23 protein-coding genes are annotated in these 20269 nt (G+C 60.4%); 3 read left to right on the top strand and 20 right to left on the bottom strand.

All coding sequences use genetic code 11. The features are described from left to right. Nucleotides 1-52: 52 nt before the first annotated feature. A complete protein-coding gene (locus tag D1224_RS08835; protein ID WP_119379519.1) occupies nucleotides 53-1147 on the top strand; it encodes an HPP family protein in 1095 nt (364 codons plus the stop codon). A 22-nt stretch (nucleotides 1148-1169) separates the two neighbouring features. Here the strand turns inward: D1224_RS08835 and D1224_RS08830 are convergent, their stop codons facing one another. The 16 genes from D1224_RS08830 to D1224_RS08755 form a co-directional block, all read right to left on the bottom strand. Then, nucleotides 1170-1490: a DMT family transporter gene (locus tag D1224_RS08830; protein ID WP_119379947.1), complete on the bottom strand. Its 321-nt coding sequence runs from the start codon at nucleotides 1488-1490 to the stop codon at nucleotides 1170-1172. Nucleotides 1491-1590: 100 nt separating this feature from the next. After that, nucleotides 1591-2553: an acetyl-CoA carboxylase carboxyltransferase subunit alpha gene (locus tag D1224_RS08825; RefSeq protein WP_182482219.1), complete on the bottom strand. Its 963-nt coding sequence runs from the start codon at nucleotides 2551-2553 to the stop codon at nucleotides 1591-1593. A 33-nt stretch (nucleotides 2554-2586) separates the two neighbouring features. Next, entirely contained in the window at nucleotides 2587-3135 is a 549-nt protein-coding gene (locus D1224_RS08820) for a GNAT family N-acetyltransferase (RefSeq protein WP_119379517.1), read from the bottom strand. Beyond that, entirely contained in the window at nucleotides 3132-3551 is a 420-nt protein-coding gene (locus tag D1224_RS08815) for a nuclear transport factor 2 family protein (protein ID WP_233350463.1), read from the bottom strand. Before D1224_RS08815 ends, D1224_RS08820 begins: the two co-directional genes overlap by 4 nt. 23 nt (nucleotides 3552-3574) lie before the next feature. Beyond that, nucleotides 3575-4012 (bottom strand): hypothetical protein, encoded by a 438-nt coding sequence (locus D1224_RS08810; protein ID WP_119379516.1) that lies wholly within the window; start codon nucleotides 4010-4012, stop codon nucleotides 3575-3577. 36 nt (nucleotides 4013-4048) lie between these two features. Then, nucleotides 4049-4612, bottom strand: a complete 564-nt coding sequence (locus tag D1224_RS08805) for an energy transducer TonB (protein WP_119379515.1) — start codon at nucleotides 4610-4612, stop codon at nucleotides 4049-4051. A 68-nt stretch (nucleotides 4613-4680) separates the two neighbouring features. Further along, nucleotides 4681-5229 carry an energy transducer TonB gene (locus D1224_RS08800; RefSeq protein WP_119379514.1) on the bottom strand — a complete coding sequence of 183 codons (549 nt, stop codon included), beginning with the start codon at nucleotides 5227-5229 and terminating at the stop codon, nucleotides 4681-4683. Nucleotides 5230-5269: 40 nt separating this feature from the next. Then, nucleotides 5270-6328 (bottom strand): HpcH/HpaI aldolase/citrate lyase family protein, encoded by a 1059-nt coding sequence (locus tag D1224_RS08795; RefSeq protein ID WP_119379513.1) that lies wholly within the window; start codon nucleotides 6326-6328, stop codon nucleotides 5270-5272. An 87-nt stretch (nucleotides 6329-6415) separates the two neighbouring features. Next, on the bottom strand, nucleotides 6416-6937 hold the full coding sequence (locus D1224_RS08790; RefSeq protein ID WP_119379512.1) for a hypothetical protein: 522 nt from the start codon (nucleotides 6935-6937) through the stop codon (nucleotides 6416-6418). A 54-nt stretch (nucleotides 6938-6991) separates the two neighbouring features. Continuing rightward, nucleotides 6992-7567, bottom strand: a complete 576-nt coding sequence (locus D1224_RS08785; protein WP_119379511.1) for a hypothetical protein — start codon at nucleotides 7565-7567, stop codon at nucleotides 6992-6994. A gap of 133 nt (nucleotides 7568-7700) precedes the next feature. Then, a complete protein-coding gene (locus tag D1224_RS08780; protein ID WP_119379510.1) occupies nucleotides 7701-7934 on the bottom strand; it encodes a hypothetical protein in 234 nt (77 codons plus the stop codon). A 104-nt stretch (nucleotides 7935-8038) separates the two neighbouring features. Next, nucleotides 8039-8647, bottom strand: a complete 609-nt coding sequence (locus D1224_RS08775; protein ID WP_119379509.1) for a YceI family protein — start codon at nucleotides 8645-8647, stop codon at nucleotides 8039-8041. Nucleotides 8648-8734: 87 nt separating this feature from the next. Next, nucleotides 8735-9646, bottom strand: a complete 912-nt coding sequence (locus tag D1224_RS08770) for a tyrosine recombinase (protein WP_119379508.1) — start codon at nucleotides 9644-9646, stop codon at nucleotides 8735-8737. Between the two features lie 148 nt (nucleotides 9647-9794). Then, the gene (locus D1224_RS08765) at nucleotides 9795-11477 is read right to left on the bottom strand and encodes an alanine/glycine:cation symporter family protein (protein ID WP_119379507.1); all 1683 of its coding nucleotides are present in this window, start codon (nucleotides 11475-11477) and stop codon (nucleotides 9795-9797) included. A gap of 132 nt (nucleotides 11478-11609) precedes the next feature. Then, nucleotides 11610-12068: a hypothetical protein gene (locus tag D1224_RS08760; RefSeq protein WP_119379506.1), complete on the bottom strand. Its 459-nt coding sequence runs from the start codon at nucleotides 12066-12068 to the stop codon at nucleotides 11610-11612. Nucleotides 12069-12212: 144 nt separating this feature from the next. Continuing rightward, nucleotides 12213-12944, bottom strand: coding sequence for a glycosyltransferase family 2 protein (locus tag D1224_RS08755; protein ID WP_119379505.1), 732 nt, complete (start codon nucleotides 12942-12944; stop codon nucleotides 12213-12215). Between the two features lie 131 nt (nucleotides 12945-13075). Here D1224_RS08755 and hrpB point away from each other — a divergent pair, with 131 nt between their 5' ends. Next, entirely contained in the window at nucleotides 13076-15526 is a 2451-nt protein-coding gene (hrpB, locus tag D1224_RS08750) for an ATP-dependent helicase HrpB (protein WP_119379504.1), read from the top strand. 105 nt (nucleotides 15527-15631) lie between these two features. Here hrpB and D1224_RS08745 read toward each other — a convergent pair whose 3' ends face one another. The 4 genes from D1224_RS08745 to folE all read right to left on the bottom strand — a co-directional run bounded on the left by D1224_RS08745 (nucleotide 15632) and on the right by folE (nucleotide 18355). Continuing rightward, nucleotides 15632-16057: a hypothetical protein gene (locus tag D1224_RS08745; protein WP_119379503.1), complete on the bottom strand. Its 426-nt coding sequence runs from the start codon at nucleotides 16055-16057 to the stop codon at nucleotides 15632-15634. Nucleotides 16058-16165: 108 nt separating this feature from the next. After that, the gene (locus tag D1224_RS08740; RefSeq protein ID WP_119379502.1) at nucleotides 16166-17257 is read right to left on the bottom strand and encodes a transporter family protein; all 1092 of its coding nucleotides are present in this window, start codon (nucleotides 17255-17257) and stop codon (nucleotides 16166-16168) included. Nucleotides 17258-17323: 66 nt separating this feature from the next. After that, nucleotides 17324-17677 (bottom strand): hypothetical protein, encoded by a 354-nt coding sequence (locus tag D1224_RS08735; RefSeq protein WP_119379501.1) that lies wholly within the window; start codon nucleotides 17675-17677, stop codon nucleotides 17324-17326. Between the two features lie 63 nt (nucleotides 17678-17740). After that, the gene (gene folE, locus D1224_RS08730) at nucleotides 17741-18355 is read right to left on the bottom strand and encodes a GTP cyclohydrolase I FolE (protein ID WP_119379500.1); all 615 of its coding nucleotides are present in this window, start codon (nucleotides 18353-18355) and stop codon (nucleotides 17741-17743) included. Nucleotides 18356-18586: 231 nt separating this feature from the next. On the opposite strand from folE, the gene D1224_RS08725 reads away from it, so the two are divergent. After that, a complete protein-coding gene (locus D1224_RS08725) occupies nucleotides 18587-19996 on the top strand; it encodes a hypothetical protein (protein WP_147372355.1) in 1410 nt (469 codons plus the stop codon). Nucleotides 19997-20269 lie beyond the last annotated feature (273 nt).

Here is a 20269-nt window from a genome sequence, read left to right as displayed (position 1 = left end):
GTCCGTCGCCAGAAAGGGCGCGCTGACTTCAAGACCTCTTGGAGCGCAGCGCATGGCGAATAAACGATCGCAGTGGCTCCGGCTGAAACATCTACTGCCGGCACTGCCTACAGCCGATCGAAAGGAAGCAGCGAGGGCCTCTCTGGGCGCCGCCGTGGGAATTGGCTGCTGCACGCTTCTCGGGCTTCTTCTTCCCTTGTTGTGGGGCCTGCCGCTCTATCTCATCGCCCCGCTCGGGGCGTCAGCCGTGCTCGTCTTCGCAGTTCCAAATTCGCCTCTTGCGCAACCCTGGTCCGCTATCGTCGGCAATACGGTTTCAGGCCTGGTCGCAATTGCCGTTCTTCTCGTCGCACCGCCTTGGCTAGCCCCCGCCCTCGCCGTAGGCTTCGCAATCCTCCTCATGCTCCTGACGAGATCGCTGCACCCGCCGGGCGGGGCCGTCGCGCTACTTGCGGCAATTGAGCGAGACGGAGTTCTCGAAACCGGCTTTGTTTTCGCTTTCAGCCCTGTTGCGCTGATGACCATTACGCTGGTCGCGGCAGGCATCGCATTCAATCGCCTGACGGGCCGCGTCTATCCATTCCGTCAGCCCAAGCCCCCAAGCCCCGAACGCCAGCGTCTAGGCCTTACAAATGAAGAGCTCACCAAACTTCTGAAGCGCTTCAACCAGTCGCCAAATCTTGGCGTCGCCGATCTCGGCCGACTGCTTGCCGCCGCAGAAGAAGAGGCCGCCCAGCATCGTTTCGATGGCATTTCCTGTGCCGATGTGATGAGCCAGCCTCTTATTTCGTGCCGCCCAGAAACCCTACTGACAGAGATCATAGACCTTTTCCGTGCACATTCACTCAAAAGCCTGCCGGTCCTGACGAGCGAGGGCGCGCTCTTAGGGGCCGTCCAGCAGGATGAAATCATAAATGCGCTAGCGCCCGATACTACGGCCGCACCGCTTACCGCCGGGCAATTCATGAAACGCGAAGTTTCGACGGCGCTCGCCACTGCGCCCGTCGGTTCGCTGTTGAACCGCTTCACCAGCAATGGCGTGCAAAGCGTCGTAATCACGGAGGATGCAAAAGCCCTCGGCATTCTTACGCGTTCTGACATCATCGCACTCTTGCTGAGCGGCGCTGAAGAGCGAGCACCCCGCTAAACGCGGCGTTCGCTTACCCGTTTTAGCTCGCGGCTGAGAAGCGCATCAGCACAAGTCCAGACAGGATGAGGACGGCTGCCGCGATACGCATCGGGTTTACGCTTTCGCCCAGGAACATGATGCCCAGCAAAAACGCCCCGACCGCGCCGATCCCCGTCCACACCGTATAGGCCGTGCCGAGCGGCAGGACGCGCATGGACCATGACAGAAGCGCAAAGCTGCCAGTCATCGCCGTTAGCGTAATCACGCTCGGCCAGAGCCGGGTGAATCCGGCCGACTGTTTCATGAAATAGGCCCAGACAACTTCAAGCAGTCCGGCCACGAAAAGAATGATCCACGCCATGGCATGCCCCCCATCAGAAAAGCGCCGGGCCGTCCCGGACTTTTCTCCCATAGGGGCGAGGACGTGGCCTGCCTTTATCCAGATTTCAGAGGCGTTGAGCCTAGTTCAGGCCTTCGCGTCCAATCGCATAGAACCGCTCGCGGCGCTGGCGCTTCAGCTCGACGGGCGACAGACCTGCCAGTTCGCTGAGTGCCTTTTCGATGGCCTTGCCAGCCTGACTGACCGCACGCTGCGGGTCGCGGTGGGCGCCGCCCATCGGCTCCTTAACGACATCATCGACGACCTTCAGCTTCAGAAGGTCTTCAGACGTGATCTTCATCGCTTCGGCCGCATCGCGCGCCTTCGCAGAGTCGCGGTAAAGGATCGAGGCGCAGCCCTCTGGCGAGATCACCGAATAGATGGAGTGCTCCATCATGAGGACGCGATTTGCCGCTGCGATGGCAATCGCGCCGCCAGACCCGCCCTCACCGATAATGAGCGACACCATGGGCACGGTCAGCGTCAGGCAGCGCTCGGTCGAGCGTGCAATCGCCTCGGCCTGTCCGCGCTCTTCGCCTGCTTTGCCAGGAAACGCACCTGCCGTATCGACGAAGGACAGGACCGGCAGCTTGAACTTGTCAGCCAGATCCATCAGGCGCACCGCCTTACGGTAGCCTTCAGGGTGCGCCATACCGAAATTGTGGCGAAGACGGCTCTCGGTGTTGCGGCCCTTTTCGTGGCCCATCACAACGACGCTCTGGCCGCGGAATGTCGCCAGGCCGCCAATGACCGCCTCGTCATTGCCGAACACGCGGTCGCCGGCTAGTTCCTGAAAGTCTTCGAAAAGCTGCTCAATATAGTCGCTGAAATGCGGGCGCTCCGGGTGGCGGGCAACCTGCGTCTTGCGCCACGGCGTCAGCGAGGAATACGTATCCTTCAGCTGCTTGGCGGCCTTGTCCTTGAGCTTCTTCAACTCATCGGAAATCGACGGGCCTTCACCCTGCTGGGACACCGCTTCCAGCTCGGCAATCTTTGTCTCGAGCTCTGCGATCGGCTTTTCAAAATCGAGATAGGTCGTTGGCATAATGATGAACCTAGTGCTGCTTTCGGGCGATTCCTAGGCGCTCCGCCCGCCCTTGGCACGCTCAAAATACATCACATCCTCCTCATTGAAGCGCACTGTCCCCTTCTGGGCATAGCCGACTTTCTCCGCAATCCGGATCGAAGGGGCGTTTTCAACGTCGATAATGCAGCAACATTTGTCGTGCGCCGTCTCATTATCCAGCCAGTCATGGATGGCTTTGACGGCCTCGCTCGCATAGCCCTTCCCGAACCGGTCTGGTGCAATGACCCAGCCACATTCCGGCACGCCCCAGAAGCTTGGCTCGGTGTCGCGGTGAAAGTCTGCGAACCCAACTTCACCTACGAAACCGCCGCCCCTGCGCTCCTCGACCAGCCAGTAGCCATAGCCCAGCACTTCCCACAGGCCCCGATTGCGCAGGACATTCCGGTTCCAGACATCATGCGGCGAGCGGGCGGTCCCGCCAATGAAGCGGATCGTCTCCGGGTGGCTCCAATGGGCCGCCAGCGCGTCGAAATCTGATACCTCATGCGCGCGCAGTTTCAGCCGCTCGGTCAGGATGACAGGCACAGGCCGTCCGCTCATGCGCGTTTGGCTTTCATGGCTTCCAGCATGGCCTTCATCGACGCATGAACCGTCTCAATCGCCTTCAATGGGCGCACCATGACCTTGAAGTCGATGATAAGTCCCGCCTCATCCCACTCGATCATGTCGATCCCGTTGACCTGCACGCCGTCCATTTCGGTCTCGAATTCCAGCACCGCCTTGTCGCCGCAGTCGAAGATGCGGACATAGCGAAAGCTGTCATTGCCAAGCGTCTCACCGGCGGCGCCGAGATACATCATGGTGATCGGCTTGCCGCGCTGGGGCGTGTGGACGATCGGGCTCTGGAACACGACGTCATCGTGCAGGATGGCGTCCAGCGCCCCGGCATCATGAGCCCCATGAAAATAATCCATCCAGCGCTGCAGATTCTCTGAATACCCCGTTGTCGCGACCATGCACGCCCCCTGTTATGTCCTGTCTACTGGCCCCCGACCGGTCTTCCGATCAGGAATTCCGAATAGTCGTCGAAACAATAGCCCCGGCGCAAGACCCAGCTTGAGGGAATACCCGGATCGACAAAGGTGATCTGGATGCGCCCCCAGGTCTGGCGGGGTGTATTGGTCTCAGGATCGGTGATCGCGAAATCACACGCTGGCGCGCCAGAACCATCCGGCTCGATCCAGAGGCCATAAAAGATACCGCGATTGGTACGGTTGCCAGCCAGCTGCGGGATGAAGGCCACCCCGCGCTGGTCGCTGTTTGCGATCGGGAATGTCAGCACCGCCTCACCCCGCGCGGTCTCATGGTCATAGACCACAGTTCCGATTTCGGTTTGCCAGACTTCGCGCTGCTGGGCATCGGCCATTCCGCCAGCAAGGAAAAACATCGCCAGCGCGGCCACCGCGGAAAATTTCATGTTCTGCTCCCGGGCGGCCCGTAATTAGCGCCGCCTCTATTGATCCATGCAATATGAGATCGGATAGACGACATTAACCAGCCGCACAGAGCGCCCGCTCTCGCGCGGCGGGTCAAACCGAAGACCCGTCGCAGCCTGATACGTCGGCGCATTGAACTGGGGCGCAGAGCACGCTGTCAGAATATTCTGCGGCGCCCCTGCCGGGCTCACATCCATCAGGATCTCGCAGCGCCCTTCCTGGCCCGCATCGAGCGCACTTGATGGATAGACCGGTTGCGGCTGCACAGTCGGCGAGGCGTCGGGCGCGGCCACAGCATCCGGCTCAGCGACGCCGCCCAGAAGCTCATCGCCGCCACCGCCAGACCCGGCAGCAGGTACCTGCGAAAGCCGCGCCTGCCAGCCATCCGGATAGCGCAGGTCTGCAACGGGCGCGCCCGTATGCCCGCAGGCCGCGATCTGTCCGGGCCGGACACCCATCGCCTGCGACCCGGATACAGGCCCGGCGCGTCGCTCAATGGGCGCTGGCGCGTAGGGATCAACGGCGCAGGCAGAAAGTCCGGCAAGCATCAGGGCGCCCGGCAGGACGTGGGAAAATCGCATCGGATCAATGTTCCTTCAGCTACAAAAAGTCTGGAGCCGGCGGCAGCACCGGCCCCTGTGTAACGCGCTTAACCGTCCGACGGCTCATCCAGGCAGAAGTTCATCGGCAGCAGAATGTCTGGAGTCTCCGCTGTGTCCTTCCCATCTGCAGGCTCGAACTCCAGCGCTTCCAACGCATTCGTCGCCGCGAGCGCGAATTTCGGCAAGGTACACTTTGCAAGGATATCTTCCGTCTTGCCGTCTGCATTTACACTGAAGATCGTCTCACAAGCGCCCTCTACACCGAGCGTAGAGTAAAGCGGTGGAAATTCGGGGGCGAACGCTGTCGTCGGATAAGGCATCGCAACGTCCCCTCCAACCGGATTGGCAGCTGCCGCGCGCACGTCCCACCCGTCGGGTACCAGCATATCAACGCTGGACGTGCCGCCGCAGGCCTCGATGCCGCGGTGCGGCGCGAGGATTTCCAGCTGCTCGCTCTTCAGCGGCTCGAGGATACGCTCATTCAGGGCGTCGACTGTTTCCGGGTCGAAGCCATGATAGTCCATTTGCGCGGCTGCCGTGCCGGCGAGCGCGGCGGAAGCTGCTGTAAATGCGAAGATTTTTCTGAGTTGGGCCAAAGGGTGGTCTCCTTGATTGCTCTTGGATACACCCCCCACCCTAGTCCGCTGCGTAGGCTTTGGCCAATTCCGGGTCCTTTTCCGACACCAGATCAGCCAGATCAGAGATGACCTTGGCCTGTTTCCAGGTCGCGTCATCCTGCATCTTGCCGTCCAGCATCGCGACGCCCGTGCCGTCCGGCATGGCCTCGAGAATCCGGCGCGCAAACTTCACTTCGTCCGGTGCCGGGCTGAAGACGCGCTTGGCGATCTCGATCTGGCTTGGGTGCAGGCTCCACGTGCCCGAACAGCCCAGAAGGAAGGCGTTGCGGAACTGCTGCTCACACGCCTCGCTATCGGCGATGTCGCCGAACGGGCCATAGAACGCATTGATACCGGCCATGCGGCAGGCATCGACCATGCGCGCAATCGTATAGTGCCACGGGTCCTGCTGCGCGCTTTCACGCTTTGAGCCGTCCTCATTCGGGTCATCTACGACCCGGTAATAAGGGTGGCCGCCACCGACGCGGGTGGTCTTCATCTTGCGGTCTGCGGCGAGGTCTGCTGGGCCAAGCGAAATGCCCTGCATACGCGGAGAGGCGAGCGCAATCTCCTCGACCAGCGCCATACCCTGCGCCGTCTCAAGGATCGCATGGAACAGGATCGGGCGCTTCAGGCCTGCTTTGGCCTCCAGCTGAGCGACATACTGATCGGCGAAATGAATGTCCCACGGCCCTTCGACCTTGGGCAGCATGATGACATCAAGCTGCTCACCGGCCTCCAGCACAAGACGCGAGACGTCTTCCTGAAACCATGGCGAATTAAGCGGATTGACCCGGCTCCAGAAGCCTGTGCCCTTGCCCTGCCAGTCGACCATCTTGCCCATTTCAATGGCACCGTCGCGGGCGGCATCCTTGGCATCAGCAGGAATGGCATCTTCAAGATTGGCCAGCACCACATCGGCTTGGGTCGCCATTTGCGGTACCTTTGCGCGCACCTTGTCGAGGTGCGGCGGCACAAAGTGGATCATCCGTTCCAGACGGATCGGCAACTCCCGCATCGGGTCCGGTGCACCGATGGCGAGCGGCTTGAAGAAATTACGCGGTGTTTTCTGGCTCATCCTCATCCTCCTGTTGCAGCGCAACATATCCCTCGCTGGCGGGCCGTCAATTCAGCCCGCCAAATTGCTTTGGTTCTGCAGCCTTTCTCAGTCGGGTTTGGCGGTTCGCACGAACGCGTAGGCGTTTCGCCTGAACGGCGCTTCACCGCTTTCCAGCGCCACCATCTTGGTCATCTCGAAAACCTTGGGCGAAAGCGTGTACGTCACCTCGCACTGGGCGGGGCGCCCATCATCCTCACACTCCGACGCCGTCACAATCGTCACCTCATCGTCGCTCTGCGTGCGCGACAACACCATCTCGCTGTTCAGCGTGCGTCCTTCATCAGATGCGATCAGCATGGACCTGTCATAGGCGGATGGCTCGTCTGGATATTTCAGCTCCAGCCGCATTCCTTCGTCCAGCTTGTCGACGGTTAGCGTCGCAGGGATGCTCACATCCTCGTGCGGCGGGCTGTAGTCCCGATAAGTCAGGCTGCCCGCCCAGCTTCCTTCAAGCATGGCGAGGTCGCCGGGCTGCACCGCTGGCAGCGCAGGCGCTTTCTCCCTCCATGGCATCTGCACGCAGGCTGCGAGCGCGCCTGTCGCCACGAGACCGATAAATGTCCGCATTAATTCCCCCAGATCCGGTAAAATGTGCAGGCGAGATGCGCCTGCTTTCAAAATCTAGCCAGCCGCGTCGCGCTGAAAGCTGTACTGGTGCCCGAAACGCTGCTCCTCCTCACCAGCCAGGCGATAGGCCTTGGCAATGGAAAATTCTGTTTCGGAAATGTCGTAGAGATATTCGCAGGTGGCGATATAGCTCCCTTCGATGCATTCCTGCCGGGTCAGCAGGGTCAGCAAGCCGCCGCTCCGCTCGCGCCTCAGAACCATTTCATCATTGATCCAGTCGCCATCCTCGGAGATTTCCAGCGGCGCGCTGCCATCGCCTTGCGGCGACCCGGGGAAGGAAAAGTCGAGTGTCAGCGTGCGGCCTTCGAGGCTGACTTCCAACTCTACCTCAGCCGTGCCCTCTCCGCTGTCAGCGTTCGGATCGGCATAAACCAGCTCCCCGGTCCAGCCATCGCCCAGTAGAGGCTCGAAATCATCGATCGAGACGCTGGCCGTTTCGCCGGTCGTGTCGACGCGCGCGGGGCTTTCCTCCGGCGCAGGCGGTGCGGGAGGCGGCGGGGTCTCACCCGCCTCATTGCCGCAACCTGCCGCCGCCAGGGCGAGACCGAAAAGAATTGAAGAAAATCTCATGGAGCCTGTCCTCATATCTGTCGCGCGCCAATGCACCTGTAGCCGCAGCTAAGGTCAATGGCGTTTGACTGAAATGGGCAACCCCTACCCCTGAAACCGGAAGCAAACCAATCTCTGGCTTATGGGCAGCAGCCTATTCGCTGCGTAGTTCGATTGTCTCGGACTGGCGCTCATATTTGAAGGCGCTACGGAAGAAGAGGCTGCTCAGATAGAGTGCGCCGATAGCCGTCATCGCCTCAACACCCCAGAAGATCGCGCCTGTGATGTGAAGCGCGAAGAGGATGAGTGCTGACAGGCCCATGAGGAAGGCTGCCGAAATCTCGAACATGAAAATCCCAGCGACAGCGGCGCGGAAATATGCGGCCATAAAAATCTCCAGACAAAGCAGGCATCCAAAACAGCTCGGGCGCGCGATCATAAATAATCGCACGCCCGGCCCTGCGGAAGCTACTCTCGCAAATTTAATGCAGTCTATTCGCCCGCCTCGTCAGCGACCATGACGAGTTCGGTCTCGATCATCAGCTGAAGCTCATCGGAGACACCTGGCACAGCATAGTCGACGCCCCAGTCGGACCGCATCATCGTTCCGGTTGCAGAAAAGCCGGCCTTGGTCGTTCCGCGCATCTCGCCAGCCTTGTTCAGCGTGACATCCAGCGTGACCGGATGGGTCTCGCCTTTCAGCGTCAGGTCACCCGTCATCGTGCCGGTCTTGCCATCTTCGGTTTCGAATGACGTTGCCGTGAAGGTGGCCGTGGGGAAAGCTTCGACGTCCAGCAAATCGCCGGAAGAGAGGTGATTTTCGAAACTGTCATCGCCCGACGTGCCAACCCAGAATCCGCCGTCAGCGAGGTTGAAGGTCACTTCGATGGAAGAGTTTTCAGGCGCTTCCATGTCCAGCATCAGATTGCCGTCATAGTCGGTAAACTCGATACCCTGGCGTGAAAAGCCTAGATGGTCCCAGCTCGCAATGATCGTGGTGTGATCCTTGTCGAACTCATAGGCGACGGGTTCTGCCATCGCGACAGGCGCGGTGACGGCAAGACCGATAGCGGTCATAGCAAACGTGGCGGATCTGGTCATGGGTTGGGTCCTTTCATTGCAGAGAAGCTTTAATGCTGGTCAGAAAGGTGGAGCAGCAATTGCGCGCGGCAAGCGCCTGCATAACTCTTATCGAGATAGCGGATGTGCTGTTTCCAGAAGCTCCGCAAGCTCATTGGTCAGGACGTGGGTGTAAATTTCCGTGGTCGAAATGTCCGCATGGCCGAGCAATGTCTGAACGGATCTGAGGTCCGCGCCGCCCTGAAGCAGGTGCGTCGCATAGGCATGCCGCAAGGCATGCGGATGCACTTTCGAGGGCTTTATCCCGGCCTCTACCGCCAGCGCGTCCAGCATCTGTCCCAGCCTCCTGCGGGTGAGGTGACCTTCCTTACCGCGTGATGGAAAGAGAAAGGCCGACGCCCCGTTTGCCTTCAGCGTCTTCTTCGGCAGGCTGTCTTCACGGACATTGAGCCAGTCTGCAATCGCCTCGAGAGCGGGGCCGCCAAGCGGGCAGAGCCGGTCCTTGCCGCCCTTGCCCCGCACGATGATGTCGCGCGTTTCCCACTGCCCGCCCTTTCGGCGCGGTAGATTGCCCAGCTTCAGGCTGACCAGCTCACTGACACGGAGACCAGCGCCATACAGGAGTTCGAGCAGGCAGCGCATGCGAACATCCTCTCCGCACGCATCGATAAGCCGTTCAACTTCCTCGCGGCTGAGAACATCCGGAATGTCCCGTCCCGCCTTCGGTCCTTCCATTTTTGAGGTCGGGTCATCCTTCCGGTCGCCTTCCTCGAACAGGAACCGGAAAAAGCGGCGCATGGAGGAGAGCTTTCTCGCCTGCGTGCGCGGCGCGAGCCCCTGGGCCGCAAGTGAAGCTACGTAGCGGGAAACATCTTTTGCGTCCGCCCGGGTCAGCTTTCCTCGCATGCTGTCTGACGCATCTCGAAGATCGCGGCCATAAGCGTCCAGCGTGTTGGGGGAAGCCCCACGCTCGGCGCTCATCATTTCGAGGAAGGCATCTATGCGGGCAGCGTCGCTCATGGGCAGATTTTGACGCCTTGATGCTTAACAGGCCGCTTAAATAGCGAAACGGGCGCCAGTTCCCCGGCGCCCGCTCCAAAAGGTCTTCAAAAAACACCGCCAGTGCACCGCCACGACACCGTGACTGCACCGTCTAAACCCGGTGCTTCTACTCCGCCGGCGGCTCTGTCTTGTCGATCACCGGATGACCATGATCAGGGTCATCATTCATCTTGTGCATCGCCACCACGACCCCTGAAAGCGCAATGATCGCGATCAGGTTCGGGAAGGCCATCGCCGCATTCGAGACATCGCCAAGAAGCCACAGACCGCCGGCTGGCAGCACCGTCCCCGCAAACACAACAATGATCCAGACATACCGGAACGGATGGGTCGCCCACTCCCCAAGGAGGAATGTCACGGCCTGCTCGCCATAATAGGACCAGCCGATAATCGTCGTGAAAGCAAAGAAGAACAGCGCGACAGGCACGACAAACTCACCGCCCGGGAAGGCCGCCCCGTAAGCGCGGGTCGTAATCGCGGCAGAGTTCGCATCCGTCTCCCAGGCATGGTCGACGTCCATGAGGACGCTCGGGTCGGATGCCCCGGCAAGCGCGGCCTCGTCGATGTCGATGCCCGCAGACTGGCACTGCTCCAGGAATGCGACGGCTGCTGGGCCATTCTGCTCAATCAGCGCCTCACGGCCATCGGCATAGGCACTCGGGAAGAGTGTATCGAGCGATGCACCTTCCGGCAGGGTCTGACCCGCCTCGATACACTGGTTCGCTGCGACAAGCGCGCCGGATTTCTTGAAGTCGCCGGTCACGGTCAGGATGACCAGCGCCGTCATCGTACAGATGATGATCGTGTCGATGAACACGCCGATCATGGCAATTTCACCTTGCTGAACCGGGTTTTTCGTCTTCGCCGCTGCGTGTGCAATCGGCGCTGAGCCCTGGCCCGCCTCGTTGGAGAAAAGCCCACGCGCGATACCCGCCCGGATGGCTGCGAGCACCGCATAGCCGGTTGCCCCGCCAACCGCTTCACGCAGACCGAAGGCCGAGCCGATGATTTCAGCAAAAGCACCCGGCACTTTTGGCGCATTGATGATGAGCACGATGAGCGCGATGAACACGTAGGCGCCAGCCATGATCGGCACGACCTTACCAGCCACGCTGCCGATCGACTTGATGCCGCCAATAATCACAGCAAAGACCAGAGCGCCCAGGATCAGGCCGATCAGCCATGTCGGGATGGAAAGGCCGAACACAGCCGACCCCGTTTCCAGCGCCGCCTCAGTGATCGAGTTTGCCTGGATCATCGAGCCGGTAACCATCGCCGAGAACAGCGTGCCGAGGCAGAAGATGACCGCAAGCCAGGCCCACTTCTTACCGAGGCCATTCTTGATGTAGTACATTGGCCCGCCATTGATGCGGCCATACTCATCCGTTTCGCGATATTTGACGGCGAGAGAGCTTTCCGAGAAGGCCAGCGCCATGCCGAAGATGGCGGTGATCCACATCCAGAAGATCGCACCCGGACCACCAAGCGTGATGGCGGTTGCAACGCCTGCGAGGTTACCCGTGCCGACCTGACCGGACAGCGCCGTCGAGAGGGCCTGCCATGGGGTGATCGCACCATCTTCGCCCTGCGCCTTGCGGCCCTGCCAGACCTCTGCAAGCGCCGGAAAGAATCGGCGAAGCGGACGCGCGCCAACACGGAACATCATGAAAAGGCCAGTGCCCAGCAGGATGATCGCTAGCGGCCCCATCGGGAGGATTTGTGTATCTCCCCAGTTGCCGCCCCAGATAAAGTTACTGACCGTTTCGACCGGTCCAAATATCGCGTCCATAAGCCCCTCCGGCTCCCTCTATCTCAACGGTGTGCGACACTAGACGTGTTTTCATCCGTGTGAAGCGCAAACGGGGCAGATTTTTCATCTGCCCCGTTCAACTTGCATAAATTTTGTCGCCTGGCACGCCGATCAAGCAAAGCCTTCGCCAACGCCGAAGTCTCGGCGTGCTGAGACGATCGTGACGATGACACCGGCCAGCACATCGAGAAGCGTCATGCTCATGATGATAAAAAACGTCGACGTCGCGAAATTCGGCATGAGCAGAAACTCCACAAGGCAGACGATGAAGAGGATCATCGAAACGGCGTGGTTGAGAATTGAAGAGGTGCCGGTACTGGTCGACTTCACGATCTCCACGAAAAGCAGCGTGATTGCGACGAAGACGAGCATCTCGCCATTGGTGATGGACCAGTTGACGCCAGAAATCATCGGGAAGGTCACAAGCGAGCCGGAAAGAAGCTCAAGTAGGGGCGAGGCATTGCTCACCGCATCATAGTTTACCGTCGTCCCGGAATAGGTAAGCGCGATCAGATTATAGATCGCGACCGGAATGATCAGGAGCGGAAAGAAACTGAACAGTGCGCGCATCAGGAAACCCCCATTGTCAGGCTGCGCGACCAGTTACCACGCGACCCATTAACCTTGCCTGACTAACCCGGCAGGTGCTGGCTGTTAAGCGGAATCTCGGATCAGGCGAACTGACCGCCTGTCACTCGCTACAGACCGCCCCCCTCAAAGTTCGTCTGCACCGCCCGGATTGCGGCGCCGCCGGATAAGCCAGGTGACGCCCCTCAGATCGGACAGCGCGGCCCAGAGACGGCCGAAATTGGTGTAATTGGACGTGCCAGCACCCCGCGGCCGGTGGTTCACATCCATGAATTCCGCCGCATATCCTTCTGCTTTCACCAGCGCAGGCATGTAGCGGTGCATATGGTCGAAATAGGGAAGCGAGAGATAGGCATCGCACTTGATGACCTTGATGCCGCAACCGCTATCATCGCAGTCATCACGCAGCATACGCCGGCGGATTGCATTGGCGAATTTTGATCCGAACCGCTTCCACGCCGTATCCTTTCGGCTGGCACGCCGGCCCATCACCATGACGAGATCAGCTGGCGCGTCGGCGCGTGTGAGCGCGCGGTAAAGGTCTGGCAGGTCGGCTGGATCATTCTGCCCATCTCCGTCCAGAGTGCCGATGACCCGGCCGCGTGCCGCGCGAACGCCTGTGCGAATGGCGCGGCTCTGGCCTGCATTGGCGCGGTGGCTGAGGACACGAAGAGCTGGATAGCTCGCTTTCAGCCCGGCAAGAACGGCGCGCGTATCATCGCTGGAGGCATCATCGACCATGATCATCTCATAGGCGCGGCCATCAAGCGCGGTAGCGATCTCGTCTACCAGACCGGCAGCATTGCCAGCCTCATTGTGCATGGGGACGACAATGGAAAATTCGAGCGTATCGGCCATGGCCTCTCGCCTTTTGCTGAAAACTTAAGCGCAGTTCCTTACGCGGTTCGGCCAGAATGCGAAACCATGGATGCGGGAAGCCACTGCGAGAAGCCGTGCCATGACCGACAGATTGCGGTACGAGGCCCGCGATGAGTGATCCCGCTGCCCTTCCGATTGAGAGCCTGCTTGGCGAAATCTGCTCGGTCTTGCGCGAACGAAAGCGGTTGGTTCTGGCCGCTCCGCCCGGTGCAGGCAAGACGACGCGTGTTCCACTAGCGCTTGCCGGCCTGATAGACGGATTTGACACTTTACCAAGCAAGATAATGCTGCTCGAACCGCGCCGTCTGGCTGCACGCATGGCGGCTGACCGTATGGCCGCGACACTGGGTGAAAAGACCGGCGGGCGGATCGGCCTGTCCACCCGTATTGAGCGCAAAGTCTCAAAGGCTACGCAGGTCGAAGTGATGACCGATGGCCTGTTCACGCGCCGCCTGCTGGCCGATCCGGGGCTTGAAGGTGTGTCCGCGGTTATCTTCGACGAAATTCATGAGCGAAGCCTCAATGCCGATCTCGGTCTCGCACTTGCGCTGGAGGCCCAATCGGTCTTCCGCGATGACCTCCTGCTGCTCGCCATGTCGGCGACGCTGGAGACGAAGAAAGTCGCCGGAACGCTGAATGCGCCGGTCATCGAGAGCGGGGGGCGCCAGTTTCCCGTCGAAACCAAGTATCTTGGACGCACGCGCGCCCGCATCGAGGACCAGATGGCCTCAGCCATTACCAAAGCCGTCCAGGCTGAAGACGGCTCCATCCTCGCTTTCCTGCCGGGCGCAGGTGAGATCAGGCGAACGGCAGAGCGGCTGTCCAGCCTGCCCGCAAATGTCTCGGTGCATCCACTTTATGGCGCGCTGTCGCCGCGCGAGCAGGATGAGGCGGTTCGTCCGGCTAGAGCCGGTCACCGCAAGGTCGTACTCGCAACCGATATCGCAGAGAGCGCCCTGACCATTGAGGGCGTCCATGTCGTTGTCGATGCGGGGCTTGCGCGTGTGCCGGAATTTGAACCGGCCAGCGGGACACAGGTGCTACGTACCATCCGGGCGGCGAAAGCAAATGTCGATCAGCGCCGAGGCAGGGCTGGACGGCTCGGCCCGGGGGTCTGCTACCGGCTGTGGGACGAGGAAGAAACGCGCGGTCTTATCGCCGCGCCCCGCCCTGAAATTCTGAATGGTGACCTTTCCAGCCTGCTGCTCTCTATCGCTGAGTGGGGAGAAGACGATCCCTACAGGCTGACCTGGCTGGATGCGCCGCCCGGTGGGCGAATTGAGGCGGCCCGTGAAGCGCTGATAGCGTTCGGCGCGCTCGACGAGGCCGGGAAACTGACGGCGCATGGCAAGGCGATGGCCGCCCTGCCGCTGGACCCGAAGTATGCAAGCCTTGTCGCGAGCGCGGACACGAAGGGTGAGCGCGCACTAGCCGCAGAGATTGCAGCTCTTGCGAGCGAAGCAGGTGTTGGCGGTAACTCCGCCAATCTGGTGGACCGTCTCGTCGGCTTCAGGAAAGAAAACAGCCCGCGCGCCAAGGCGCTGAAACGACAGGCGGAGCGTTGGGCCAATGGTGCGGCGCCTTCAGGCGATGCGGCCTTGCTGCTGGCCAAAGCCTGGCCTGGGCAGATTGCGCGGCGCCGGGATGGCTCGGAAACGAGCTATCTGCTGGCGAATGGCCGGGCCGGCGAGGTCGAGACTTCCTCGCCGCTGGCCCGCGCCCTGTGGATCGTCGTCGCTGACATGATCGGCGCAGCGGGGCGCGCCCGCATCACGCTCGCGGCCCCGATCAACGAAGCCGATGTAGTGGCGCTGCATCCTCCGGTCATTGAAGAATGGGCAAGTTTTGATCCTGCGTCCCATGGCTTCAAGGCGCGGCGTGTGAAAGCGATCGGGCGAATCGTAATGTCGGAAACGCCCCTGCCCCAGCCATCTGGCGAAGCCGCCCGGGTCGCCTTCGTTGATTTCGTTCGTGAGAATGGTTTTGAATCGGCAGGCATTGGCGAGCCGGTGCGCGTCTTTCTTGCCCGGCTGAGCTTCCTTCACCGCGCCTATGGTGAGGACTGGCCGGATCTTGATGAGGCGCTCCTCGCCGCGACGGCCGAAGAGTGGCTGGCGCCAGCACTCGGCGGAGGCAGGTTCGACATGCCTTCCGACGGGGCGGTACTGAACGCCCTGAAACAGTCGCTTGGCTGGCCGAAGGCACAGGAGATCGACACGCTGGCGCCAATGTCGGTCACACTGCCATCAGGCCGCAACGCGCCTGTCGATTATCTTGACGACAATGCACCGCTGGTCGAAGCCAAGGCTCAGGAGCTGTTTGGCCTGTCCCGTCAGCCCGCCATTGCAGACGCGCGCGTGCCGGTGACGTTGCAGCTGATATCGCCAGCCGGGCGGCCTATCGCGGTGACGAAGGACATTTCCGGTTTCTGGAACGGCGGGTATCGCGACATGGCGAAGGATATGCGCGCGCAATATCCGAAACACGACTGGCCGGACGACCCCGCGGCAGCGAAGCCTCATGTCGGCATGACGAAGAAACGGTTGGGGAGTCAGGGCTAGACAGAAACCGTGTCGTCTTCATCCTGAGCCAAGTCGAAGGACGAGGGCGATTTTTCTCGCTAGACGTCTCTTGGTTCTACTTTGCTCACCATCAGGTTGTGTTGTTTAATGCGGGCGACGCTCATCACCCCATTCCATGCCCATCGACTTCTTCATCCAGTCGGCAAAGGTCGCAGGCTTCTGAAGGTTTTTCGGGTCCAGCGTGCCAAAGGCGACGATCGGACCGTCTGCCGTCTCAAGGCGCACGCCCGATAGCTGCTGGTGCGGATTGCCCCAGTTGCCATAGCTGGTGGCCGGGTCGAGCAGGAGCATGACCTTGGTGCCGCCCGTGCCGTCGGCCCGCTTGCCGAAGACAAGGCCGTAGCATTTTTCACGGCCAAAACCGCCAGAGTGCCCCTGGCGTTTTCCATCGAGCAAAACTTCGTCCCAGAGGAGGTTACGGCGCCACTGCAGGACGTGCATTTCGCCTTGTTCGGTGACGACTTTGATATCCACCTGGTGGAGACCGACACGGACCAGTTCTGCGCGCATGGGAGGCGTCCTTCTTCTCGTTATTATCGAAAAACAATAATTCGAGGCACGCGCAGGGTCAAGTCCTATCTGGCCGGGACACCAAGCGGCGTCCCGGCCAGTCTGGTTCTAGAAGGCTTTTTGCCAACCCAGGGTCAGCGTATAATCGGTTTCAAGCTGCGGACCGTTCAGGTCGCGGTACAGCGGAACGCCGAATTCGAGCGCGAGGCGGTGGCCGCGTACGACGCCCTCTGACCCGGCCAGATTGACGCCGAGGAGGGCCTCGACCGTTTCGCCGCCATGATTTTCAGGGTTCGCCGTCTGAACAGGCGCCATGATGCTGGAATCGATACCGTCGACGGCGCCTTTAGACGTGGCCTTGAGACGGCCGGACAGCGAGACCCACGGGCGAGGCTCGTAGGCCAGCCAGCCGGTCGCTTCGAAGACATCGCCAAGCGCGTAACCTTCATCATTTTCGTCCAGCCTGATGACTGCCGAAGCCTGTGCCCCATAGCTCCACTGCCCAGCACGGCTGCGGGCCGTGAGCGCCGGTTTGAGATCGTACGTGCCCGAGCCGAGCTGCATCGGATAAGGCAGCCGCATCTCAGGGCGCATATTCATTGGTGTCAGGACGCGGCCGCTCTCCGTGATCGACCCAGTCGGGATAGATAGCACGAGCGAGGCATTGACCTGAGCATGCGGGCGCGAGCCATCGTCGAGGCCAAAAATAGCGCCGACACTCGTATCGCCCCAGCCGGAAACTTCGGTCGTGAAGTTGCCCAGAACGGTCGTGCCCATTCCGCCCTGATAGGTGCGGTGATCCATTTCCTTGGTGTGGTAATTGACCATGCCCATCAGGGTGATGCGGTCCGTCAGACCGTACATCGCCCCCGCCATATGCATCTTCATCGGCATTTCCAGCGGCACGACACGCAGCGTCGGCGGCATCATTGGAGCGCCTGCAAAGCGGTTGGGAATAGTGGTGGCAATGGTGTCCGGGTCGACCTCATCGGTGCCGATCCGGTTACCAGACATGTCCATATACATATACCGATAGGAGACCATCCACTCGCCCTTCTTGTGGCGGTGGTCGGCCATGCCACCAATCGGGGCATGATCGCTGGCATAGGTGACCACACCGCCATCGCCCTCATGGGCGTCGGCAGAAGGAAGCACGGCAAAGGTAAGCGCAGCCGCTGCGCAGAGCGTTCTGTTGTTCATCTTGTTTCTCGCATGAAAAGAAGGTGCCGCGCAGCAAGACTGCTGCGAGATCAATAGGTTTTCAGGTCATGCGAAATGAGGGGGCCCCTGGGGCGGCGCCCCGGGCCAGAGCGGCGAGCGGGGATAGCCTGCGCGCCGCACAGGCTGTGTTGGCCGGACACGCGAGGCCACAGTCCGCAACGGCAGGAGAGGCGCCGTGACCGGCAAGGCAAGAGGTACGATACAATCACCGCAGCAGGTGCGGTCAGACGTGTCCTCATGGCTGCCACCAACTTCGATCTTGATCGAGCGGCTAAGACCGTCGCCGCAGATCGGGATGGAGATGGTTTCTCCGGGCACGATGCGCAGATGCGCCTGGGCACCGTTCGCCAGGTAGGCAAACAGTCCCAGCAGGGCCAGAAAATGAAAGAGCCGCCTCATGTCGAGGCGGCTCCTAGAATATTTTTCGGTCAACGGATATGCGGCCAATTGGCCGCCTGCGGATTACCGGCCTGCAAGGCGCAGAAAGCGGTCGCGCATATCCTTGTCCGTCTTGAACACCCCCGTGAACTGGGTCGTGATCGTCGAGACATTTGGGTGGTGCACGCCGCGTGTCGTCATGCACTGATGAACCGCATCGATGAGAACGGCCGTACCGGCGGGTGCGAGGCTGTCAGTGATGGCGTCGCAGATCTGCGCGGTCATCGTTTCCTGTGTCTGCAGGCGTTTAGCGAAAATCTCGACCACGCGAGCGATCTTGGAGATGCCGACAACTGCCTGGGTCGGCATGTATGCCACGTAAGCGGTGCCCAGAAAGGGGGCCATGTGGTGCTCACAATGACTCTCCACGTCGATCTCACGCAGCATGACCATGTCGTCATAGCCCTGCACATCATCGAAAGTGCGCGAGAGATACTTCACAGGGTCTTCTTCATACCCCTGGAACCACTCTTTATAGGCTTTTACGACGCGCTTTGGCGTATCAAGCAGACCCTCACGGCGCGGATCGTCGCCCGCCCATGCAAGCAGTGTGCGAACGGCGTCTTCGGCTTCCTGCTGCGTCGGCCGTTTCACCGGATCCATCTCACCCCGGTTTTCATCTCTCGTAATGGCGTCCATTGCCAAATCATCCTATTTCTGAGGGACGGGGGTCGAGCCAGATGTTCTGTGAGTGCGCCCTATGCACCCCAATACCGGACTTAACGCCCGCCCAGATTTTTCCCTCAGGGCGTTCGGTTGGATATAAAGGCCAGACGCCATTATTTCCAGCGGTGTCCTGAGTTGCCTTTGCGGAACTAATTTGTCTGTACGCAATTGTTACCGCACTGGATTGGTTCGGCGGGGCGAGATATGCGAATTTTGATGGTGGCGCTGGGACTGGCGCTCATGGTGTCGTGCGCGTCGAGAGAGCCAATCGGCAACGGTGCGCTTCGTACGAACGCCGAAATCGCAAAAACCGAGCAACAATTCGTCTTGCTGAACATCTTGCGCCGCGCAGCCGGTGAGCCGGCATTTTTCGCGTCATTGTCAAATATCGACAGCCGGTCGCGCGGCGACCTATTGTTGGGGGCCGACGTACCTGCCAATTTCGTTTTCGATAACGCCGACCTGCTACCCGGATTTACGCTTCAGGATTCAACGCCGCGCTATACGGTGTCGCAGCTCAACAATGCCGCCTTCATCCGGATCATGACGCGCCCTCTCGAACTTGGCATCGTAGAGCGACTTCTCGCGCAATCCTATGATCGTGAGTTCGTACTAACCCTGGTGGTTGACGAGATTGGCTGGAGCGGCCTACCGATCCATAACAAATCTGAATCTTTCGGCCCTTCGTTTCTTCGGAGACGTTTACGCCTTTTGACCGCTCTCGGTCTCAGCACAGAACCGCTTCTGGGCGACAACACGATCATCGAAGACATGTCACAAGAGGACGTTCTGGGCCTTATCGAGGAGCAAGGCATCGCCACCGACCGGCTGTCCATCGTGCCAGACAGAAAGACGAAAGCGTTCGACATCATCGGCGAGCCGGGCGGTTTCCGGCTTTGTTTCAGGCACCCCCCTGTGCTCGACATCGAAGATCTGAGCGATCAGGAAAGCGCCCGCGTTGTCGATCTGACGTGCCGGGCCTGGGTGGTCTCGCAGCTGGGTAGCGCCAATCTTGGAGGCCGCGATCTGAAGCGTCTCGACAATGAGCAGAAGCGTCGGCTTCTGGAAAACGTCAGCACCGAAATCGAAGCTAGGCGCAGGATTCTCGAAGCGGTCGACAGCGTTGAGCGCACCAGTGATGACACGGTCCCTCTCGACAGGCTCATTCGAGGCCTGCGCGCGCAGTCAGAAAGCGGCGAGGAAGACGGCGTGGGCGAGCAGGAGCTTGGCAGGCTCGAGCACTTCGGTGAACTGGCGGTCAGCATTCGATCACCCTATGAAATACTGGATTTTGCCGCTCAGATTGCTCGAAGAGACCTGACCGGCGACACAAGAGAACGCCGCCGGACCCTGCCCGACACGGCCTACGAAAGCACAGCGGAAAACTGCTGGACGACGCCGCATGCCTGCGACCAGCATATCCTGTTCAGGGTTCACGAGGGACGTAGCGCCAATTCTGTCCCATATCGCGGACGCGACTGGCATATCGTCGACACGCTCGATGATCCAGACGACAGGTCTATCGAACTGCTAAGCATGCTGATGCTGCTTCAGTCGCTGGCGACGCAATCCGATGATCTGGCGGATTCTCCGCGCGTGACGGTTGTGCCTTAGCGCCGAAGCCGCGGCCTGCGGAAGCGGCTCATTAAGACTGTTGAGGTAGACCGGTCTTTCTGGACACCGCCTCCGGGCCACACCTGCAAGGCACTATGCAACGGCTTTTTCGATACTAAGCGGTGAGTTTCATCTGCCTCGCGGCGGTCTGCTATGCGATTTACCTGACCAGGAGCGACGGTCTTGTCGATGCATCCGGACACGAGCTGATCGGCCGCGACTTCGTCAACTATTACAGCGCCAGCAAACTTGTCTTGAGCGGCCTCTCTGAGA

Source organism: Henriciella barbarensis (genome assembly GCF_003576345.1).
Lineage (GTDB): Bacteria > Pseudomonadota > Alphaproteobacteria > Caulobacterales > Hyphomonadaceae > Henriciella > Henriciella barbarensis.
The sequence above is the reverse complement of the archived record's forward strand: the minus strand, read 5'-3'. Positions and strand labels throughout refer to the sequence as shown.